We start from the raw sequence: 17143 nt of genomic DNA, 5'->3' as shown, positions 1-17143 counted from the left end.
AGGACTCGGTTTTTTTGTATTTGGACATTATAAATTACTGTTCTAATTTATTAATTAATCTCGCCATTCATCTAAAAACGCATGAACTTTATCGACCATATTTGTTGAACCAACAAAGAAAGGTACACGTTGATGCAGTTCACTTGGTTTTATATCCAAGATACGTTGTTCACCATCTGTCGCTTTGCCGCCCGCTTCTTCAATTAACATTGCCATAGGATTACATTCATACAGTAATCTTAATTTTCCATTAGGGTAAGCTTGAGTACTTGGGTATAGATAAATACCACCTTTTAAAAGGTTTCTATGGAAATCTGCAACTAATGAACCGATATATCGAGAGGTATAGGGACGATTATCTTCAGGTTTACTTTCTTGGCAAAATTTAAGATATTGCTTAATGCCTTCCGGAAAGCGAATGTAGTTACCTTCATTTATTGAGTAGATGTTGCCATTTTTTGGAACTTGCATATTTTCGTGGGATAAGCAGAAAACACCAAGTGAAGGGTCGTAAGTAAAACCATGAACACCATTCCCTGTGGTATAAACAAGCATGGTTGATGAGCCATAAATTATGTAACCAGCAGCGACTTGTTTGTGTCCCGGCTGTAAGAAGTCTTCTTCAGTTGCGGGTGTTCCAATTGGTGAAATTCGGCGGTAAATAGAAAAAATAGTTCCAACAGAAACATTCACATCAATGTTCGAAGATCCATCCAATGGATCCATCAACACAACGTATTTTGCATTTTGATTAAGCTCTTTATTGAAAGCAACCGCTTCATCTTCTTCTTCACTAGCAACACCACACACTTGGTCACGAGCTTCAAGTGCTGCTTTAAACTTATCGTTAGCGTAAACATCTAATTTTTGTTGCTGTTCACCTTGGATATTCTCTTCACCAGAGGCACCAGTGATATCAACTAAACCTGCTTTATTAATTTCACGGTTAACAATTTTGGCTGCTAATTTTATTGAACCGATTAATGAAGAGAGCTCTCCACTGGCATGAGGGAAGTCATGTTGTTTCGCAACAATGAACTCACCTAAAGTTCTTATTTCAGACATAGTTATTCCTTTAATTCTCTGTTATTAGATATCAACGCGAAGTCGGGTCAGGTACTGATTTATTTTTATAATAGTTGTGTTACTGTTTGCTGTAATTCATTCTATAGCATAGAACTTTTTAAGAGTATTGAAGTAACTTTGTATAAAAGTTGCTCACTTAATTTAATATAAGACGGTTTTTATTATGCATATTCATATCCTTGGAATTTGTGGAACATTCATGGGTGGCGCTGCAACACTAGCACGTCAACTCGGACATAAAGTAACTGGTTGTGATGCTAACGTTTATCCACCAATGAGCACATTATTAGAATCTCAAGGCATTGAGATTATTGAAGGCTTTGATCCAAGCCAGTTAGACCCTGCACCTGATTTAGTCGTCATTGGTAATGCCATGAGTCGTGGAAATCCATGTGTTGAATATGTATTAGATAAGAATCTTAAATACACATCAGGTCCTCAATGGTTACAAGAGTTTTTATTGCAAGATCGTTGGGTGATGGCGGTTGCTGGTACACACGGTAAAACCACAACCTCAAGTATGTTAGCTTGGGTATTAGAAGAGTGTGGTTATAAGCCAGGCTTCTTAGTTGGCGGTGTATTAGGAAATTTTGGTGAGTCAGCTCGCTTAGGCGAAAGCATGTTCTTTGTTGTTGAAGCCGATGAATATGACAGTGCTTTTTTTGATAAGCGTTCAAAGTTTGTGCATTATCGTCCTCGTACGCTTGTATTAAACAATCTTGAGTTTGACCATGCCGATATTTTTGATGATTTGGCTGCGATTCAGCGTCAATTCCATCACTTAATCAGAACGGTTCCAAGTACTGGTCGCATTTTTGCACCTAAGCAAGATAAACCTTTAGAGCAAGTATTAGAGCAAGGCTGTTGGAGTGAATTAGAGTTCACAGGTGAAGATGGTCAATGGAAAGCCATTAAACTTCAAAAAGATGGTAGTCAGTTTGATGTTTATTTTGAAGGTGAAAAAGTTGGACAAGTTAATTGGGACTTAGTTGGTGATCATAATGTAAGTAATGCGCTTATGGTCGTCGCTTCTGCACGCCACGTGGGTGTTACTCCCGATTTAGCTTGTGAAGCTTTAGGTAAATTTATTAATACTAAACGTCGTCTTGAGTTGAAAGGTGAAGTGAATGGTGTGACGGTTTATGACGACTTTGCTCATCACCCAACAGCCATTGATCTAACATTAAATGGCCTACGTAATAAAGTGGGTGATAAAAAAATTATTGCCGTATTAGAACCTCGTTCAAGCACAATGAAACTCGGTGTTCATAAAGATACATTAGCGGCTTCACTGCACGCGGCAGATTCAGTTTATCTGTATCAACCAGATAATATCTCATGGTCTGTTGATGACGTTGCACAACAATGTACTCAACCTGCTCACACGCATAATAACATTGATGCATTCGTTGATATGATCGTGAATGAAGCGCAACCTGGCGATCAAATCTTAGTAATGAGTAATGGTGGTTTTGAAGGTATTCACGGTAAATTGCTTTCACGTTTAGGCGATGCAGTAAAACATATTGAAATGGTGGATTAAACATGAGTAAACAAAAAGCAATTACGTTAGCTATGACAGGTGCTTCAGGGGCGCCTTATGGGTTGCGTTTGCTAGAGTGTTTACTTGCTGCTGATTATCACGTGTATTTTCTTATTTCTTCTGCTGCTAGAGTTGTAATGGCAACAGAGCATGATTTGAAATTACCAAGTGGACCTGATGCGATGAAAGCAGCATTAGTTGAACATTTAGGTTGTAATGCAGATAAGCTAACTGTTTGTGGCAAAGAGGACTGGTTTTCTCCTGTTGCCTCTGGATCTGCAGCACCTAAACAAATGATTGTCTGTCCATGCTCAGCTGGTAGTGTTGCTTCTATTGCTCATGGTATCTCCGATAATTTAATTGAAAGAGCGGCTGATGTTGTTCTAAAAGAACGTGGTCAGCTGATTCTTGTCGTTCGAGAGACTCCGTTCTCAACATTACATTTAGAGAATATGCTTAAGCTGTCGCAAATAGGTGCGACAATTATGCCAGCAGCCCCAGGTTTTTATCATCAACCAAAATCTATTGAAGATTTAATTGATTTCATGGTAGCAAGGATTTTGGATCATTTAGGTGTGGAGCAAGGGCTTGTACCTCGCTGGGGTTATGATCATCGATAGCTGTACAATAAAAGCTCTGGCTCATTAAGCTATTCACACTTACAATATGACTTCTCATCGGGGAGCTTTGGCTGAGATTAATGAAGATTGGATAATGTTCATTTAAACCCGTATAACCTGAACCAGATAATGCTGGCGTAGGAATTGAGATGACATTCTCCTATGAGTATTTCAACTCTACCCTGTGCCGCTCAAAAGGACGAAAGAGCGCATAATGAAAACAACAGTAACTTCACTTCCAGTTAAAAAACTATCTCTCGCTATTGCATTAGCAAGCATCTCTTCTTTTTCTGTATCCGCATCAGAAACACTAACGGTATACACTTATGATTCATTTGCAGCGGATTGGGGCCCAGGACCTAAGGTTGAAGCGGCATTTGAAGCTAAATGTGGCTGTAATTTAGAACTGGTTGCATTAGATGATGGCGTATCAATTTTGAATCGTCTACGTCTTGAAGGAAAGAACGCTAAAGCCGATATTGTATTGGGTTTAGATAATAACTTAATGGCGGAAGCGAAAAAAACTGGGTTACTCGCTCAACATCAAATAGATACAAGTTCGGTAAATTTACCTAATGGATGGAATGATACAACGTTTATTCCTTATGATTTTGGTTATTTCGCTTTTGTTTATAATAAAGAGAAAGTGCCCAATCCTCCAAAGAGTCTAAAAGAATTGGTTGAACAGCGTGATGATTTAAAAGTGATTTACCAAGACCCTCGAACTTCAACACCGGGACAAGGTTTATTGCTCTGGATGAAGTCCGTATATGGTGACGACGCAGCTCAAGCATGGAAGCAATTATCTAAAAAAACAGTGACGGTAACAAAAGGTTGGTCAGAGGCTTATAGTATGTTTTTAGAGGGGGAGTCGGATCTCGTTTTATCTTATACAACATCACCTGCTTATCATATTATTGCTGAAAATGATCAACGATTTGCAGCCGCTAATTTTTCAGAAGGTCATTACACTCAAGTTGAGGTAGCTGCAAAAGTGAAATCAACAAAACACAATAAACTTGCCGATGAGTTTTTAGCATTCATATTAAGTGATGAGTTTCAATCTGCGATGCCAACAGGGAATTGGATGTATCCAGTCACTCAAATTGAGTTACCAAAAGGATTTGAAACACTGACGGTTCCTAATAAAGCATTATCATTCAGCTCTGAAGATATCGCACAAAAGCGAAAATCTTGGATCCGTGAATGGCAACATGCATTAACTTTTTAATTGGTGTAATAAGGAGCCAATAGTGCTCCTTTATCTTATTTCATGAAATCTCGAACTCTATTTAATTCTACGCCTTTCATCGGTTATATCGTTGCGGCAACTATTCTCTGCTTTGTTGGTGGTGCAATTAGTGCACTTTTAATTGAATCACCGAGTTTAGATTTACGTATTATTTGGTCTGACCCTTATTACCGTTACATTACTCAATTTAGTTTATATCAAGCATTTTTATCAACAATAATCAGCGTTGGTTTAGCTATACCAACAGCCTACGCTTTATCTCGCCGTCAATTTATAGGGCGTGGATTACTGCTAAAACTCTGTGCAACTACATTAGTATTACCTGTGCTTGTTGGTGTTTTTGGTTTATTGGCTATTTATGGAAATAGTGGATTAATTGCTGATGTCTTTACTTGGTTTGGATCTTCTTTGCCATTTTCGATTTATGGTCTAAATGGTATTTTATTAGCTCATGTTTTTTTTAATTTCCCTTTTGCAACGCGCCTCTTATTACAATCCTTAGATTCTATTTCTATTGAGCAACATCAGTTATCTGCGCACCTTGGATTAATGGGATGGAGTAAATTTCGTCTTGTTGCATGGCCAAGAATAAAACAGCAATTGCCACATGTCGCAGGGTTGGTATTTATGCTTTGCTTTACGAGTTTCGCTACCGTAATGGCACTAGGTGGTGGCCCTAAATCCACAACAATAGAGTTAGCAATATACCAAGCAATTAAGTTTGATTTTGATTTGCAGTCAGGTGCTATTTTGGCTTTATGGCAAATGTTATTATGCGGATTATTATCATTGTGTATTCAACGATTCTCAAAATCAGTTTCTGTTGATTCAGCATCGTTATCACAGGTGGTTTTATATCAAGATACCAATAGGGCAAAATGGTGGGACTGGGCGTGGATAACGGTTTTAGGGCTTTTTATGTTACCGCCCTTATTTATGGTTGTCCTTAGTGGGCTTAATTCACAATTATTTGTTGTCATCACGTCATCGGAGTTTTGGTCAGCATTAATTAACTCTTTAATTGTGGCTTTTGGTGCCGCAGTGATTGCATTACTTCTTGGTGTTCTACTTTTACATACAACTCGAGCTTTACGTTTAAAACAAAAAAGATTATTAGCAGATAAGTTAGATCTGATTGGTGTGATGATTTTAGTCACGCCGGGGTTGGTGATCAGTACAGGTCTTTTTTTATTATTAAGAAACATAACCGATGTCTTTAGTATCGCTATTTGGATTGTCATCTTAGTCAATGCATTAATGGCATCACCTTACGTAATAAAAACGTTAGCTCAACCTTTGCTGCATATTGCGCAACAATATCATTTATTGTGTGCAAGTTTAGGATTGTACGGATTATCACGGTTTAGAGTGATTGAATGGAAAGCATTAAGAAAACCTTTTGCTCATGCTTTCTCTATTGCTTTTATTATGTCTGTTGGTGATTTAAGTGCGATTGCTCTGTTTGGCAGTCAAGATTTTAGAACACTACCACTCTATTTATTTCAATTGCTTGGCAGTTATCAGATGGAAGCGGCAGCGGTTATTTCATTGAGTCTTTTGCTATTGAGTGTCGGTGTGTTTGCTGTTGTTGAATGGCTATTTTTATCAAAGAAAAGGAAACAGTAATGCTGCGTTTTTCTGATGTGAAATATCGTTATTATACTGATTTGTTTGAGTTCGATTTGAATGTAGAGCAGGGAAGCGTTGTTGCTATTTTAGGGCCTAGCGGGGCAGGTAAAAGTACCTTATTGAGCTTATTAGCTGGTTTTATTGAACCTGAAAGTGGTGATATCACAATAAAGAACGAATCACTGCTTTCATTAGCGCCTCATCAACGTCCTTTATCGATGTTATTTCAAGAGCATAACCTTTTTGCTCATTTATCTGTTGCTGAGAATATTGGCTTGGGTATTAAGTCTAATTTACGTTTAAATGAGAAAGATAAAAAACGAATTAATGATGCAGCTCATCAAGTAGGGGTTGATGATTTGCTGCAACGTCTGCCTGAGCAGTTATCTGGAGGACAAAAGCAACGAGTAGCCTTAGCTCGATGCTTAGTTCAGCAAAAACCTGTTTTATTATTGGATGAGCCATTTTCAGCGCTTGACCCTATCTTAAGGGAAGAAATGATTGTGTTAATTCAGGCGTTGATAGAGAGTGAAAAATTAACCGTTTTAATGGTGACGCACAGTTTACAAGATGCAAAAGCCCTTGCTTCTCATTATGCTTTTATTTGCCAGCAAAAAGTGCTGAGTCATGGACGTATTTCTGGTTTGCTTACTCAAGAAAATCCACCAGAATTAACGCAATATTTACAAGCGGTAAAGTAAACTTTGTTTATAAAAATGCGTATAATCGACTACACTCATTTTTATAGTAAATTGGCGTGACCTGAGTGCTCTCATACAGTAACATTAGCGCCCTTTTGAGCCTTAACCTTTGCGGGTTGTCTATTCTTGGCTTTCGAAAAAATTCTCATTCCATATCTTATAAAACAAATTAATTTTGAGGTGCGTTACCACTATGTCATTTGCTTTGGGACAACGTTGGATCAGTGATACAGAAAGTGATTTAGGTTTGGGTACGGTAGTGGCTGTTGATGACAGAACCGTATCATTACTTTTTGCTGCATCAGAAGAAAACCGTTTATACGCAAAACACGATGCACCCGTTACCCGAGTGATGTTCAATAAGGGAGATACCATTGAAAGCCATGAGGGCTGGTCACTTGATGTTGAAGACGTTATTGAAGAAGGCGGTTTATTAACTTATATCGGTACTCGAGTTGATACTGACGAAGCCAATGTGGTACTTCGTGAGACGTTATTGAGTCATCAAATCCGTTTTAATAAACCTCAAGATAAATTATTTGCAGGTCAAATTGATCGTATGGATCGATTTGCTTTGCGTTTCCGTGCGCTTCAAAACCAATATGAACAACATAAAAGCCCGATGCGCGGTTTATGTGGCATGCGTGCAGGATTGATCCCTCACCAATTATTCATTGCTCATGAAGTGGGCCGTCGTTATGCCCCACGTGTTTTATTAGCCGATGAAGTGGGCTTAGGTAAAACCATTGAAGCGGGTATGATCATTCACCAACAGGTGCTTTCTGGTCGTGCTGAGCGCGTATTGATTGTTGTACCTGAAACATTACAACATCAGTGGTTAGTTGAAATGATGCGTCGTTTTAATCTTCATTTTTCTATTTTTGATGAAGAGCGTTGTGTTGAAGCTTATGCCGATTCTGAAAACCCATTTGATACCGCACAATTTGTTTTATGTTCTTTAGACTTTATTCGTAAGAGTAAGCGTCGTTTTGAGCAAGTCGTTGAAGCCGATTGGGATTTGCTAGTTGTTGATGAAGCGCATCACTTAGAGTGGAATCAGACTAAGCCTAGTCGTGAATATCAAGTTATCGAAGCGATTGCAGAAGAAACGCCAGGAGTATTACTGCTAACAGCGACACCTGAGCAATTAGGTCATGAAAGTCACTTTGCTCGTTTACGTCTATTAGATCCTGATCGTTTTTATGATTATGACGCATTCGTAGAAGAAGAACGTCAATATCAACCTGTGGCTGATGCAGTAACGGCATTAATGAGCGGTGAAAAACTATCAAATGATGCGAAAAACCGTATTACTGAACTGCTTTCTGAGCAAGATGTAGAGCCGCTGTTTAGAATTATTGAATCATCAGCAGCAGAAGATGAACAAGCACAAGCTCGCCAAGAGTTAGTGGATAATTTAATGGACCGTCATGGTACAGGTCGTGTGTTATTCCGTAATACTCGCGCAGCTATTAAAGGTTTCCCACAGCGTAACCTTAATTTAATGCCAATGCCTTTACCATCTCAATACGCTACATCTATGCGTGTTGCAACCATGATGGGTGGACGCATGACGGATGAAGCTCGTGCAATGAAAATGCTTTACCCTGAAGAGATTTTCCAAGAGTTCGAAGGTGATAGTGCGACGTGGTGGCAGTTTGATCCCCGTGTTAACTGGTTGCTAGAACTGCTTAAAGAAAATCGTAATGAGAAAGTGCTTATTATTGCATCTCGTGCTTCAACTGCATTACAACTTGAGCAAGCATTGCGTGAGCGTGAAGGCATTCGTGGTACGGTTTTCCATGAAGGTATGTCAATTATTGAACGTGATAAAGCGGCTGCTTACTTCGCACAAGAAGAAGGCGGAGCACAAGTATTGATTTGTTCTGAGATTGGTTCTGAAGGTCGTAACTTCCAGTTTGCTAATCAACTTGTCATGTTTGATTTACCGTTTAACCCTGATTTACTTGAGCAACGTATTGGCCGTTTGGATCGTATTGGTCAAAAACGCGATATTGAAATTCATGTTCCTTATTTACAAGGTACATCTCAAGAATTGCTTGCTCGTTGGTTTGATGAAGGTTTGAATGCCTTTGGCGAAACTTGTCCAACAGGTCGTGCTGTTTATGACAAATTTGCTGATGCAATTATTGCTATCTTAGCAACAGGTAAATCTGATGGTTTAGAGTCGTTGATTGAAGAGTCGGCTGCATTAAATAAAGCGTTAAAAGCACAATTAGAGCAAGGCCGTGACCGTTTATTAGAAGTACATTCTAATGGTGGCGATAAAGCGAAAGAAATTGCAGAGCAAATTGCGGCAACAGACGGCGATACAAATCTTGTTAATTTTGCATTAAACCTATTCGATACCATTGGTTTAAACCAAGATGATAAAGGTGAAAATGCCATTGTTGTCACCCCAGCAGAAAACATGTTGGTATCAAGTTACCCTGGTCTACCTTATGAAGGTTGTACAATTACGTTTGACCGTGAAACAGCGCTTTCTCGTGAAGACATGAACTTGATCAGTTGGGAACACCCAATGATTCAAGGTGGTATTGATCTTGTTTTAACCGAAGGTGTAGGGGCAACAGCGGTTTCTTTATTGAAGAATAAAGCATTACCAGCAGGCACTTTATTATTAGAACTGGTTTATGTAGTAGATGCACAAGCTCCTAAACAGAGTGGTATTGCTCGCTTCTTACCTAAAACACCTATTCGCATCATGATGGATGGTAAAGGTAATGATCTTTCTGCTCAGGTTGAATTTGAAAGCTTTAACCGTCAGTTAAGCCCAGTTAATCGTCATATGGCGAGTAAGTTAGTTAATTCGGTTCAAAAAGAGATCCATGGATTAATCGATAAAGCGGAAATTAGCATGGAAGAGCGTTTAGAAAGCGTTCGCACTGATGCTGAAAAAGAGATGAAAGCAGCACTTAATTCAGAGCTTGAACGTTTACAAGCTTTGAAGGCAGTCAACCCAAATATTCGTGATGAAGAGTTAACTCAAATTGAAACTCAAATGAGCGAACTATCTGGTTATATTGGTAAAGCACAAGTTCAGTTAGATTCATTACGTCTAATTGTAGTGAGCCATAATTAAGTAACATCATGCTCTCTGAATAATGGTATGTTTCAGAGAGCATGCCTATAGTGAGTATAAGCATGGCAATGCTGGAATATTTACCACCCCAAGATCCGTGGATAGACATTGTTTATCAAGACGAATCTATTTTGGTGGTAAACAAGCCATCTGGTTTATTATCTGTACCTGGCCGAGCTCCTGAGCATTACGATAGTATGTGGAGCCGTTTAAAGGTTGAATTCCCTGATATTCAAGTTGTACATCGTTTAGATATGTCTACGTCAGGGTTAATGTTGTTTGCGATGAATAAATACAGCGAACGTCATTTAAAGAAACAGTTTCAGTACCGTCTAACGCATAAAATTTATTATGCGCGAGTATGGGGAAACATTGAGCAAGATGAAGGTGAAATTGATTTACCTTTAATTTGTGACTGGGAGAATAGGCCAAAACAGAAAGTCTGTTTTGAGCATGGCAAACCTTCTCAAACTCGCTATCAAGTTGTAAGACGTGAAGAGAAAACGACGATTGTTCGGTTGTTACCGATTACTGGGCGCTCTCATCAATTACGTGTACATATGCTATCAATAGGGCATCCGATTGTCGGAGATGAGTTTTATGCGAGTGAGGAAGCGAAAAATTTCTCTTCTCGTTTGGAGTTGCATGCGGCTGAATTGAGCTTTTACCATCCTAAATCGGACTGGGTTCGCTCTATTTTTGTACCTTGTGATTTTTATCCTGAAGCACAAGAGATGATGTTTTCTATTTATGATCCAACAAGAAAGCTACCAGATTATAAAACATTGAAATCATCTTAATAAAAAATCAGTTCGAGATGAATGTCTCGAACTGAATCTTTTCATTCTGGTTTAGCCTTGTGGCTTTACAACCATGACATTGATTGGTGAGTTTTCAACAACTTTACTTGCCACCGAACCTAACATTACCTTATCAATTTTTGAGCGTTTGTGGCTCGGCATGACAATAAGGTCAGCTCCTAAGCGTTCAGCGTAATCAAGAATAGTGACATAAGGTTTTCCTTCTGACACATGAACTTTATATACGACTTCCTCATCAACAAACTTTGCAGCAAATTTGTTTAATTGATCGGATACATCAGCTTTCATTTGCTTTGCAGCATCTTTAGGAAAGTATGTAGATACCATAGACATATGAATCCCCGGTAATACATTCAAAAGATGCAGTTCTGCATTTGATTGTTTTGCATGCCAAACCGCTAATTCAACGGCTTTATCTGCAAACCCTTTTTCGTTTAAATCTACTGGAACCAAGATCTGTTTATACATATTTTTATTACCTAATTTGGGGAGATGATACTCCCCATAGATTCCATTCAATTATGCCGCTAAGTTATCCTTTTTTGCTCGGCGACGTTGATTTAAGCCTAATGCCAAAAGTAGTAGTAGAGTTGGAACAAATACCCACTCTTTTAATGGACGATCTGCATCAAGGACAACTTGTTTGATTTCCCAATCAAAATCAATACCAGATGCTTCAGCAGGACTTCCAAACTCAACCATATCAACAATCATTTTGTTGTCGATTTCAGATAGCATTAGCCCCATTGAACTGACTCGTTCTTCACCAGTGATAGCTCTCTCATCAAAAGGTAAACGAACGGTTTTGTTTATGATGTCACCTTCTAGGTTTTCACCACTCACTTGTAATTCCAGTGATTGTCCTATATTTAGCCCTTCTGCGATTTGAGCAATCTCAATTCCTTGGTGATAATCTTTTGCTGGATACAATTGATCCCACCAGTACCCCGGACGGAATAAAGAAAAAGTAATTAACAATAAAAGAGCAGTTTCCCACCATTTTGTTTTAGTAAACCACCAGCCTTGTGTTGCTGCAGAAAAAGTTAACATCGCAATGATGGATGAAATCACCGTTAATGCTAGGTGCCACCAAGAATCAATACCCATTAACAATAGCTGAGTATTGAAAATAAACATAAATGGCAGGATTGCAGTACGAATATCGTAAGTAAACCCTTGGATACCGGTTCGTATTGGATCTGATTTTGCTATGGCAGCAGCTGCAAATGCAGCAAGACCTACCGGTGGAGTATCATCCGCTAAGATACCAAAATAAAAGACAAATAAATGAACCGCAATTAATGGAATGATTAATCCATGAGCTGCACCTAATGTCACAATAACTGGAGCCATAAGTGTTGATACAACAATGTAATTTGCTGTTGTTGGTAAGCCCATACCAAGAATTAAACTGATCACCGCAGTAAATAGCAGCATTAATATAATGCTACCGCCAGAAATAAATTCTACGAAATCAGTCATAACAAGGCCGATACCCGTAAGTGTTACTACGCCAACAACGGTGCCAGCTGCTGCCGTTGCAACACCGATACCAATCATGTTTCTAGCACCTGATACTAGGCTTTCTAGTAAATCATCAAATCCTTGTTTTACACTTTCGAACATATCACCTTCTTTAGTAAAAAAGCTGATTAACGGTCGTTGGGTTAACAAGATAAAGATCATAAATACTGATGCCCAGAACGCAGATAGACCTGGAGAAAATCGCTCAACAGTCAAACACCACACTAATACCACGATAGGCAATAAGAAATGTAAACCTGATTTGATCGTTGGGCCGGGATCTGGCACTTCTGTTAATTCTTCATCAATAGCCATCATTGCATGTTCTTGATATTTAGCTGAAATACGAATTAAGCCAACATAAGAAAGTAGCAATGCAATAGTAACTATTGGGGTTGCTGCATCACCAAAGACACCTTTTGTCCAACCGATACCATAATAGACAGCTGCACTAATAATACACAAACCAAGAATGGTTCCTGTAAAAGAGAGTAAACTTTGAACGAGTGTAGGATTATGGCGACGTGGTAAGCCTTTCATTCCTGCTTTACAGGCTTCAAGGTGGACAATATAAAGTAATGCGATGTAAGAAATAAGCGCTGGTAATAAGGCCGCTTTAATTACTTCAACATACGAAATACCCACGTATTCCACCATTAAGAATGCCGCAGCACCCATAATAGGTGGTGTTAATTGACCATTCGTTGATGCTGCAACTTCAACGGCACCAGCTTTTGTTCCTGGGAAACCAACGCGTTTCATTAGCGGAATAGTGAATGTACCAGTTGTTACAACATTGGCAATAGAAGAGCCTGAAACTAAACCTGATAAACCTGAGGCAACAACAGCTGCTTTTGCTGGGCCACCTTTCATATGGCCGAGTAGAGAGAAAGCCACTTTAATAAAGTAAGCACCAGCACCTGCTTTTTCTAACATGGCGCCAAAAAGCACAAATAAGAAAACAAATGAGGTTGATACGCCTAAAGCAACACCAAATACCCCTTCAGTTGTTAGCCATAAGTGAGACATCGCTTTATTTAAGCTTGCCCCTTTATGAGCAATAACATCTGGCATGTGTGGACCAGCAAAGGTGTATAGAAGAAACACTGCTGCCACAACCATGAGTGGTGGACCTAATGCTCGTCGAGTTGCTTCAAGTAGTAAAATCATACCGGTAACAGCAGCCACAATATCAAATGTGGTTGGCGCACCTGAGCGGCCTGCCAGTTCGGTATAAAAAATATAGATATAAGCAGCAGAAAAGCTGCCTAATAAAGCCAGAGCCCAATCAATCGCAGGGATACAGTCTCTTGGTGAGTTTTTGAGTGCAGGGTAAGCGGTGAATGCTAAAAAAATAGCAAAAGCTAAGTGTATAGATCGCGCTTCTGTATCATTAAGTATGCCGAAATCAAAAATGAACGGTAAAGGGGAGGCATACCAAAGCTGGAATAAAGACCAACATAGTGGAACAAACCATAAAATACGGCCAGATAATCCTTGCGGCGAACGAGCCCCGGTATCAGATTGGGCCACCATTTCTTGCACATCTTGTGACGATGAAGATTGCGTCATGTACTTTTCCTTAGTGATGGTCGAATTTAATACTCTTTCAATTAAGTATTAGGTTTCCGAATATAGCCAATGTATAGGCCAAAAAAGCTGATCTTTAAATCCGTTTATCGTTATAACCATCGTATTTATTTTTGTTTTCGCTTACTTTTTTAAAGTGAAGTTTGAACATTGAATAATAAGATAGCTATTACCAATTGAGCGGTTGGTATTATTATTGTCCGTTTAATAGAAAGATCAGAAAGTAGAGCGAAGAATAAAAGAGGTCATATGACCTCTTTTACCTAAAGAAGTGTTTCTATTTTAGTAGGCCGACTTCTTTGTAGTATTTCACTGCACCTGGGTGTAGTGGGATAGAAAGACCTGCTTTAACCATGTCTTCTTTTTTCAACGTTGCAAATGCAGGGTGTAAACGTTTAAACGTATCAAAGTTTTCAAATACCGCTTTTGCAACACTGTAAGCGACCTCATCTGAAACATCTGATGTAGTTACCATTGTCGCCGCTACACCAAAGCTATTTACATCACCTGTAGTACCACGGTACATACCTGCTGGCACAGTACTGTATGCATAATAAGGATTGTCCGCTACGATCTTATCGATTTTAGGTCCAGTTGCTGAAACCAGTTTTGCATCACAAGATGTTGTTGCTTCTTTGATTGAGCCATTTGGGTGACCAACCATATAGATGAATGCGTCAATTTTGTTATCACAAAGAGCTTGTGAACGTTCAGAACCTTTAAGTTCAGAAGCTAACTTAAAGCTGTCGTTTGTCCAGCCCATAGCATCCATAACAACTCCCATGGTTGCACGGTCACCAGAACCTGGATTACCAATGTTTACACGCTTGCCTTCAAGATCTGCAACATTGTTAATGCCTGAGTCAGTACGAGCTATGATGTTAAAAGGTTCTGTATGAAGAGAGAACATCGCACGCAGTTTTTTGTAAGGGCCTTGGGCTTCAAATTTACTGGTACCGTTATAACCGTGATATTGCCAATCTGACTGCACAATACCAAAATCAAGCTCACCTGAGCGGATCGTATTTACGTTATAGATTGAGCCGCCTGTTGATTCAACAGAACAACGAACGTTGTGTTCTTTACGATCTTTGTTGACTAATTTACAGATTGCACCGCCCGTTGGATAGTAAACACCTGTTACTGAGCCTGTACCAATAGTTATGAATTCTTGGGCACTCGCAGTTCCCATACCTGCAGTCATCATTGCCGCAGCTACAGCAGTTGCTTTAATTACATTTTGTAATGCCATGTTATTCCCTTCCTTTATTATTTTGTTTTTTATCACATCACTTAATGAAAAGTATAAGATAAAAAACAGTATTTATTCACTTCATCATAAAGTGTTTTAAATTTCCTGTTACAGAAATGGCGTTCGAATGATAGCAAATTAACACAAGTAGTTTAAATTGATGTTAAATAAAATCTATCAAAAATGTGAAATAAACAACTATTGATAGAGTTATTTGTTGAAGTTTTTATCTAATTTAAGCGCTTTATAGCATGTTTAGTGTGGTTGATGAGGAGTGTAAAAATAGGGGAAAGCACTTTATAAGGGCATAAAGTGCTTAAAATTTTGAGGATTAAACTGAGTACTCAAATAAGTCACAAACTGAATCAAACAGTTCTGCAACTTCAATATTACGGGTTGGTGTAATAAAGATAGTATCGTCACCTGCGACAACACCTAAAATGCCTTCCGCTTTACCTAAAGAGTCAAGTAAGCGAGCAATTAGTTGTGCAGCACCAGGGCCGGTATGAATAACAACTAATGCATTGTTGTAATCAATATCCATGACAAGTTCACGTAAGGAGCTTGAAACAGTAGGAACACCAAGTTCAACAGGTAGGCAGTAAACCATTTCCATTTTTGCGTTGCGTGTACGCACTGCGCCAAACTTAGTTAGCATTCGTGATACTTTGGATTGGTTAATATTATCAAAGCCAGATAGACGAAGAGCGTCAACGATTTCACCTTGGGAGCCAAATCGCTCAGCTTTAAGAATGGCTTTAAACTCTTTAACTAATAGTTCTTGTTTTTCATTATTTCGCATACTGTTTTGATTCTTTTTGCAATAATTCCTACTATTCTCGCATAATTATTTATTTATAACCAAGTCAAAATGGCAAATTTGTGAATAATTACCAGTGATTAATCGGTATCATTGGTAACGAATTTGTAGCACGGATCAGATGTCATTGCGTAAGGTCGCAAAGCGAGGAAAACTTCGTTGAATTTCCATTGTCCTTACTATAACGTCAGATTCAGTCTGAAAGTAAAATCTTTAAATAATAACAATATTCCTACCATATCAAGGAGAACGAACATGAAAGTAGCTGTTATTGGTGCCGCTGGCGGCATTGGACAAGCGTTAGCATTACTTCTTAAGAACCGTTTACCAGCAGGCTCAGATCTTGCTCTATATGATATTGCCCCTGTAACTCCGGGTGTAGCAGCAGATCTAAGCCACATCCCAACCCCAGTATCAATTAAAGGATATTGTGGAGAGGATCCAACACCTGCACTAGAAGGTGCCGATGTTGTACTTATTTCAGCTGGCGTAGCTCGTAAACCTGGAATGGATCGTTCTGATCTTTTTAATATCAATGCCGGTATTGTTAAATCGTTAACTGAAAAGATTGCGGTAACTTGTCCAAAAGCATGTATTGGTATTATTACTAACCCTGTAAATACAACGGTAGCGATTGCTGCGGAAGTACTTAAAAAAGCCGGCGTATACGATAAAAATAAATTATTTGGTGTAACTACACTGGATGTGATCCGTTCAGAAACGTTTGTAGCTGAGTTGAAAGATAAAGATCCAGGCGAGATCCGTGTGCCTGTTATTGGTGGTCACTCTGGGGTAACGATTCTACCTTTATTATCTCAAGTTCAAGGTGTTGAGTTTACTGCGGAAGAAGTGGCTGCGCTGACTCCTCGTATCCAAAATGCGGGAACAGAAGTGGTTGAAGCAAAAGCGGGTGGTGGTTCTGCAACATTATCTATGGGCCAAGCGGCATGTCGTTTTGGTTTGTCACTAGTAAAAGCATTAAGTGGTGAAGCTGGTGTTGTTGAATGTGCTTATGTTGAAGGTAATGGTGAACATGCTCGTTTCTTCGCACAACCAATTCTACTTGGTAAAAATGGGGTTGAAGAAATTCAATCTTATGGTGAGCTAAGTGCATTTGAACAAGAAGCGTTAGAAAGTATGCTAGATACGCTAAGAGGTGATATCAAAATTGGCGAAGAGTTTGTTCAATAGGTACTAGATAT

Annotated in this window: 13 protein-coding genes and 1 riboswitch; of the genes, 8 read left to right on the top strand and 5 right to left on the bottom strand. The window is 39.0% G+C overall.

Annotation, left to right across the window (positions count from 1 at the left end):
• Positions 1 to 54 precede the first annotated feature (54 nt).
• The gene (gene fbp, locus GNP81_RS18755; protein ID WP_155674910.1) at positions 55 to 1065 is read right to left on the bottom strand and encodes a class 1 fructose-bisphosphatase; all 1011 of its coding nucleotides are present in this window, start codon (positions 1063 to 1065) and stop codon (positions 55 to 57) included.
• Positions 1066 to 1249: 184 nt separating this feature from the next.
• Here fbp and mpl point away from each other — a divergent pair, with 184 nt between their 5' ends.
• The 7 genes from mpl (at position 1250) to rluA (ending at position 10734) form a co-directional block, all read left to right on the top strand.
• Positions 1250 to 2629 (top strand): UDP-N-acetylmuramate:L-alanyl-gamma-D-glutamyl-meso-diaminopimelate ligase, encoded by a 1380-nt coding sequence (gene mpl, locus GNP81_RS18750; protein ID WP_155674908.1) that lies wholly within the window; start codon positions 1250 to 1252, stop codon positions 2627 to 2629.
• A 2-nt stretch (positions 2630 to 2631) separates the two neighbouring features.
• Positions 2632 to 3249, top strand: a complete 618-nt coding sequence (locus GNP81_RS18745) for a flavin prenyltransferase UbiX (protein WP_155658714.1) — start codon at positions 2632 to 2634, stop codon at positions 3247 to 3249.
• A 48-nt stretch (positions 3250 to 3297) separates the two neighbouring features.
• Positions 3298 to 3410, top strand: a riboswitch (TPP riboswitch).
• Positions 3411 to 3463: 53 nt separating this feature from the next.
• Positions 3464 to 4480, top strand: a complete 1017-nt coding sequence (gene thiB, locus GNP81_RS18740) for a thiamine ABC transporter substrate binding subunit (RefSeq protein ID WP_155670834.1) — start codon at positions 3464 to 3466, stop codon at positions 4478 to 4480.
• A 42-nt stretch (positions 4481 to 4522) separates the two neighbouring features.
• On the top strand, positions 4523 to 6127 hold the full coding sequence (gene thiP / locus GNP81_RS18735; protein WP_155674906.1) for a thiamine/thiamine pyrophosphate ABC transporter permease ThiP: 1605 nt from the start codon (positions 4523 to 4525) through the stop codon (positions 6125 to 6127).
• Positions 6127 to 6831 carry a thiamine ABC transporter ATP-binding protein gene (gene thiQ / locus GNP81_RS18730; RefSeq protein ID WP_069582067.1) on the top strand — a complete coding sequence of 235 codons (705 nt, stop codon included), beginning with the start codon at positions 6127 to 6129 and terminating at the stop codon, positions 6829 to 6831. Before thiP ends, thiQ begins: the two co-directional genes overlap by 1 nt.
• 193 nt (positions 6832 to 7024) lie before the next feature.
• Positions 7025 to 9934, top strand: a complete 2910-nt coding sequence (gene rapA / locus GNP81_RS18725; protein ID WP_063652658.1) for an RNA polymerase-associated protein RapA — start codon at positions 7025 to 7027, stop codon at positions 9932 to 9934.
• Positions 9935 to 9996: 62 nt separating this feature from the next.
• Positions 9997 to 10734 (top strand): bifunctional tRNA pseudouridine(32) synthase/23S rRNA pseudouridine(746) synthase RluA, encoded by a 738-nt coding sequence (rluA, locus tag GNP81_RS18720; RefSeq protein ID WP_005417290.1) that lies wholly within the window; start codon positions 9997 to 9999, stop codon positions 10732 to 10734.
• Positions 10735 to 10785: 51 nt separating this feature from the next.
• On the opposite strand, the gene GNP81_RS18715 is transcribed toward rluA, so the two are convergent.
• The 4 genes from GNP81_RS18715 to argR all read right to left on the bottom strand — a co-directional run bounded on the left by GNP81_RS18715 (position 10786) and on the right by argR (position 15923).
• Complete coding sequence (locus GNP81_RS18715) at positions 10786 to 11223, bottom strand: universal stress protein (protein ID WP_005417292.1); 438 nt, start codon at positions 11221 to 11223, stop codon at positions 10786 to 10788.
• A gap of 51 nt (positions 11224 to 11274) precedes the next feature.
• A complete protein-coding gene (locus GNP81_RS18710; RefSeq protein ID WP_155674904.1) occupies positions 11275 to 13851 on the bottom strand; it encodes a TRAP transporter permease in 2577 nt (858 codons plus the stop codon).
• Positions 13852 to 14146: 295 nt separating this feature from the next.
• Complete coding sequence (locus GNP81_RS18705; protein ID WP_005417296.1) at positions 14147 to 15121, bottom strand: TAXI family TRAP transporter solute-binding subunit; 975 nt, start codon at positions 15119 to 15121, stop codon at positions 14147 to 14149.
• Positions 15122 to 15452: 331 nt separating this feature from the next.
• A complete protein-coding gene (gene argR / locus GNP81_RS18700) occupies positions 15453 to 15923 on the bottom strand; it encodes a transcriptional regulator ArgR (RefSeq protein WP_005417299.1) in 471 nt (156 codons plus the stop codon).
• A 273-nt stretch (positions 15924 to 16196) separates the two neighbouring features.
• On the opposite strand from argR, the gene mdh reads away from it, so the two are divergent.
• Positions 16197 to 17132 (top strand): malate dehydrogenase, encoded by a 936-nt coding sequence (gene mdh, locus GNP81_RS18695; protein ID WP_155670824.1) that lies wholly within the window; start codon positions 16197 to 16199, stop codon positions 17130 to 17132.
• Positions 17133 to 17143: the final 11 nt, after the last annotated feature.

This window comes from Aliivibrio fischeri (assembly GCF_009727955.1).
In the GTDB taxonomy this organism is placed as follows: domain Bacteria; phylum Pseudomonadota; class Gammaproteobacteria; order Enterobacterales; family Vibrionaceae; genus Aliivibrio; species Aliivibrio fischeri_A.
The sequence above is the reverse complement of the archived record's forward strand: the minus strand, read 5'-3'. Positions and strand labels throughout refer to the sequence as shown.

Excerpts from the sequence above, each read along its gene's own strand:
- fbp (WP_155674910.1), bottom strand. The coding sequence starts at position 1,065 with ATGTCTGAAATAAGAACTTTAGGTGAGTTCATTGTTGCGAAACAACAT.
- GNP81_RS18745 (WP_155658714.1), top strand. The coding sequence starts at position 2,632 with ATGAGTAAACAAAAAGCAATTACGTTAGCTATGACAGGTGCTTCAGGG.
- thiP (WP_155674906.1), top strand. The coding sequence starts at position 4,523 with ATGAAATCTCGAACTCTATTTAATTCTACGCCTTTCATCGGTTATATC.
- rluA (WP_005417290.1), top strand. The coding sequence starts at position 9,997 with ATGGCAATGCTGGAATATTTACCACCCCAAGATCCGTGGATAGACATT.
- GNP81_RS18710 (WP_155674904.1), bottom strand. The coding sequence starts at position 13,851 with ATGACGCAATCTTCATCGTCACAAGATGTGCAAGAAATGGTGGCCCAA.
- GNP81_RS18705 (WP_005417296.1), bottom strand. The coding sequence starts at position 15,121 with ATGGCATTACAAAATGTAATTAAAGCAACTGCTGTAGCTGCGGCAATG.
- mdh (WP_155670824.1), top strand. The coding sequence starts at position 16,197 with ATGAAAGTAGCTGTTATTGGTGCCGCTGGCGGCATTGGACAAGCGTTA.
- GNP81_RS18715 (WP_005417292.1), bottom strand. The coding sequence starts at position 11,223 with ATGTATAAACAGATCTTGGTTCCAGTAGATTTAAACGAAAAAGGGTTT.
- argR (WP_005417299.1), bottom strand. The coding sequence starts at position 15,923 with ATGCGAAATAATGAAAAACAAGAACTATTAGTTAAAGAGTTTAAAGCC.
- thiB (WP_155670834.1), top strand. The coding sequence starts at position 3,464 with ATGAAAACAACAGTAACTTCACTTCCAGTTAAAAAACTATCTCTCGCT.
- mpl (WP_155674908.1), top strand. The coding sequence starts at position 1,250 with ATGCATATTCATATCCTTGGAATTTGTGGAACATTCATGGGTGGCGCT.
- rapA (WP_063652658.1), top strand. The coding sequence starts at position 7,025 with ATGTCATTTGCTTTGGGACAACGTTGGATCAGTGATACAGAAAGTGAT.
- thiQ (WP_069582067.1), top strand. The coding sequence starts at position 6,127 with ATGCTGCGTTTTTCTGATGTGAAATATCGTTATTATACTGATTTGTTT.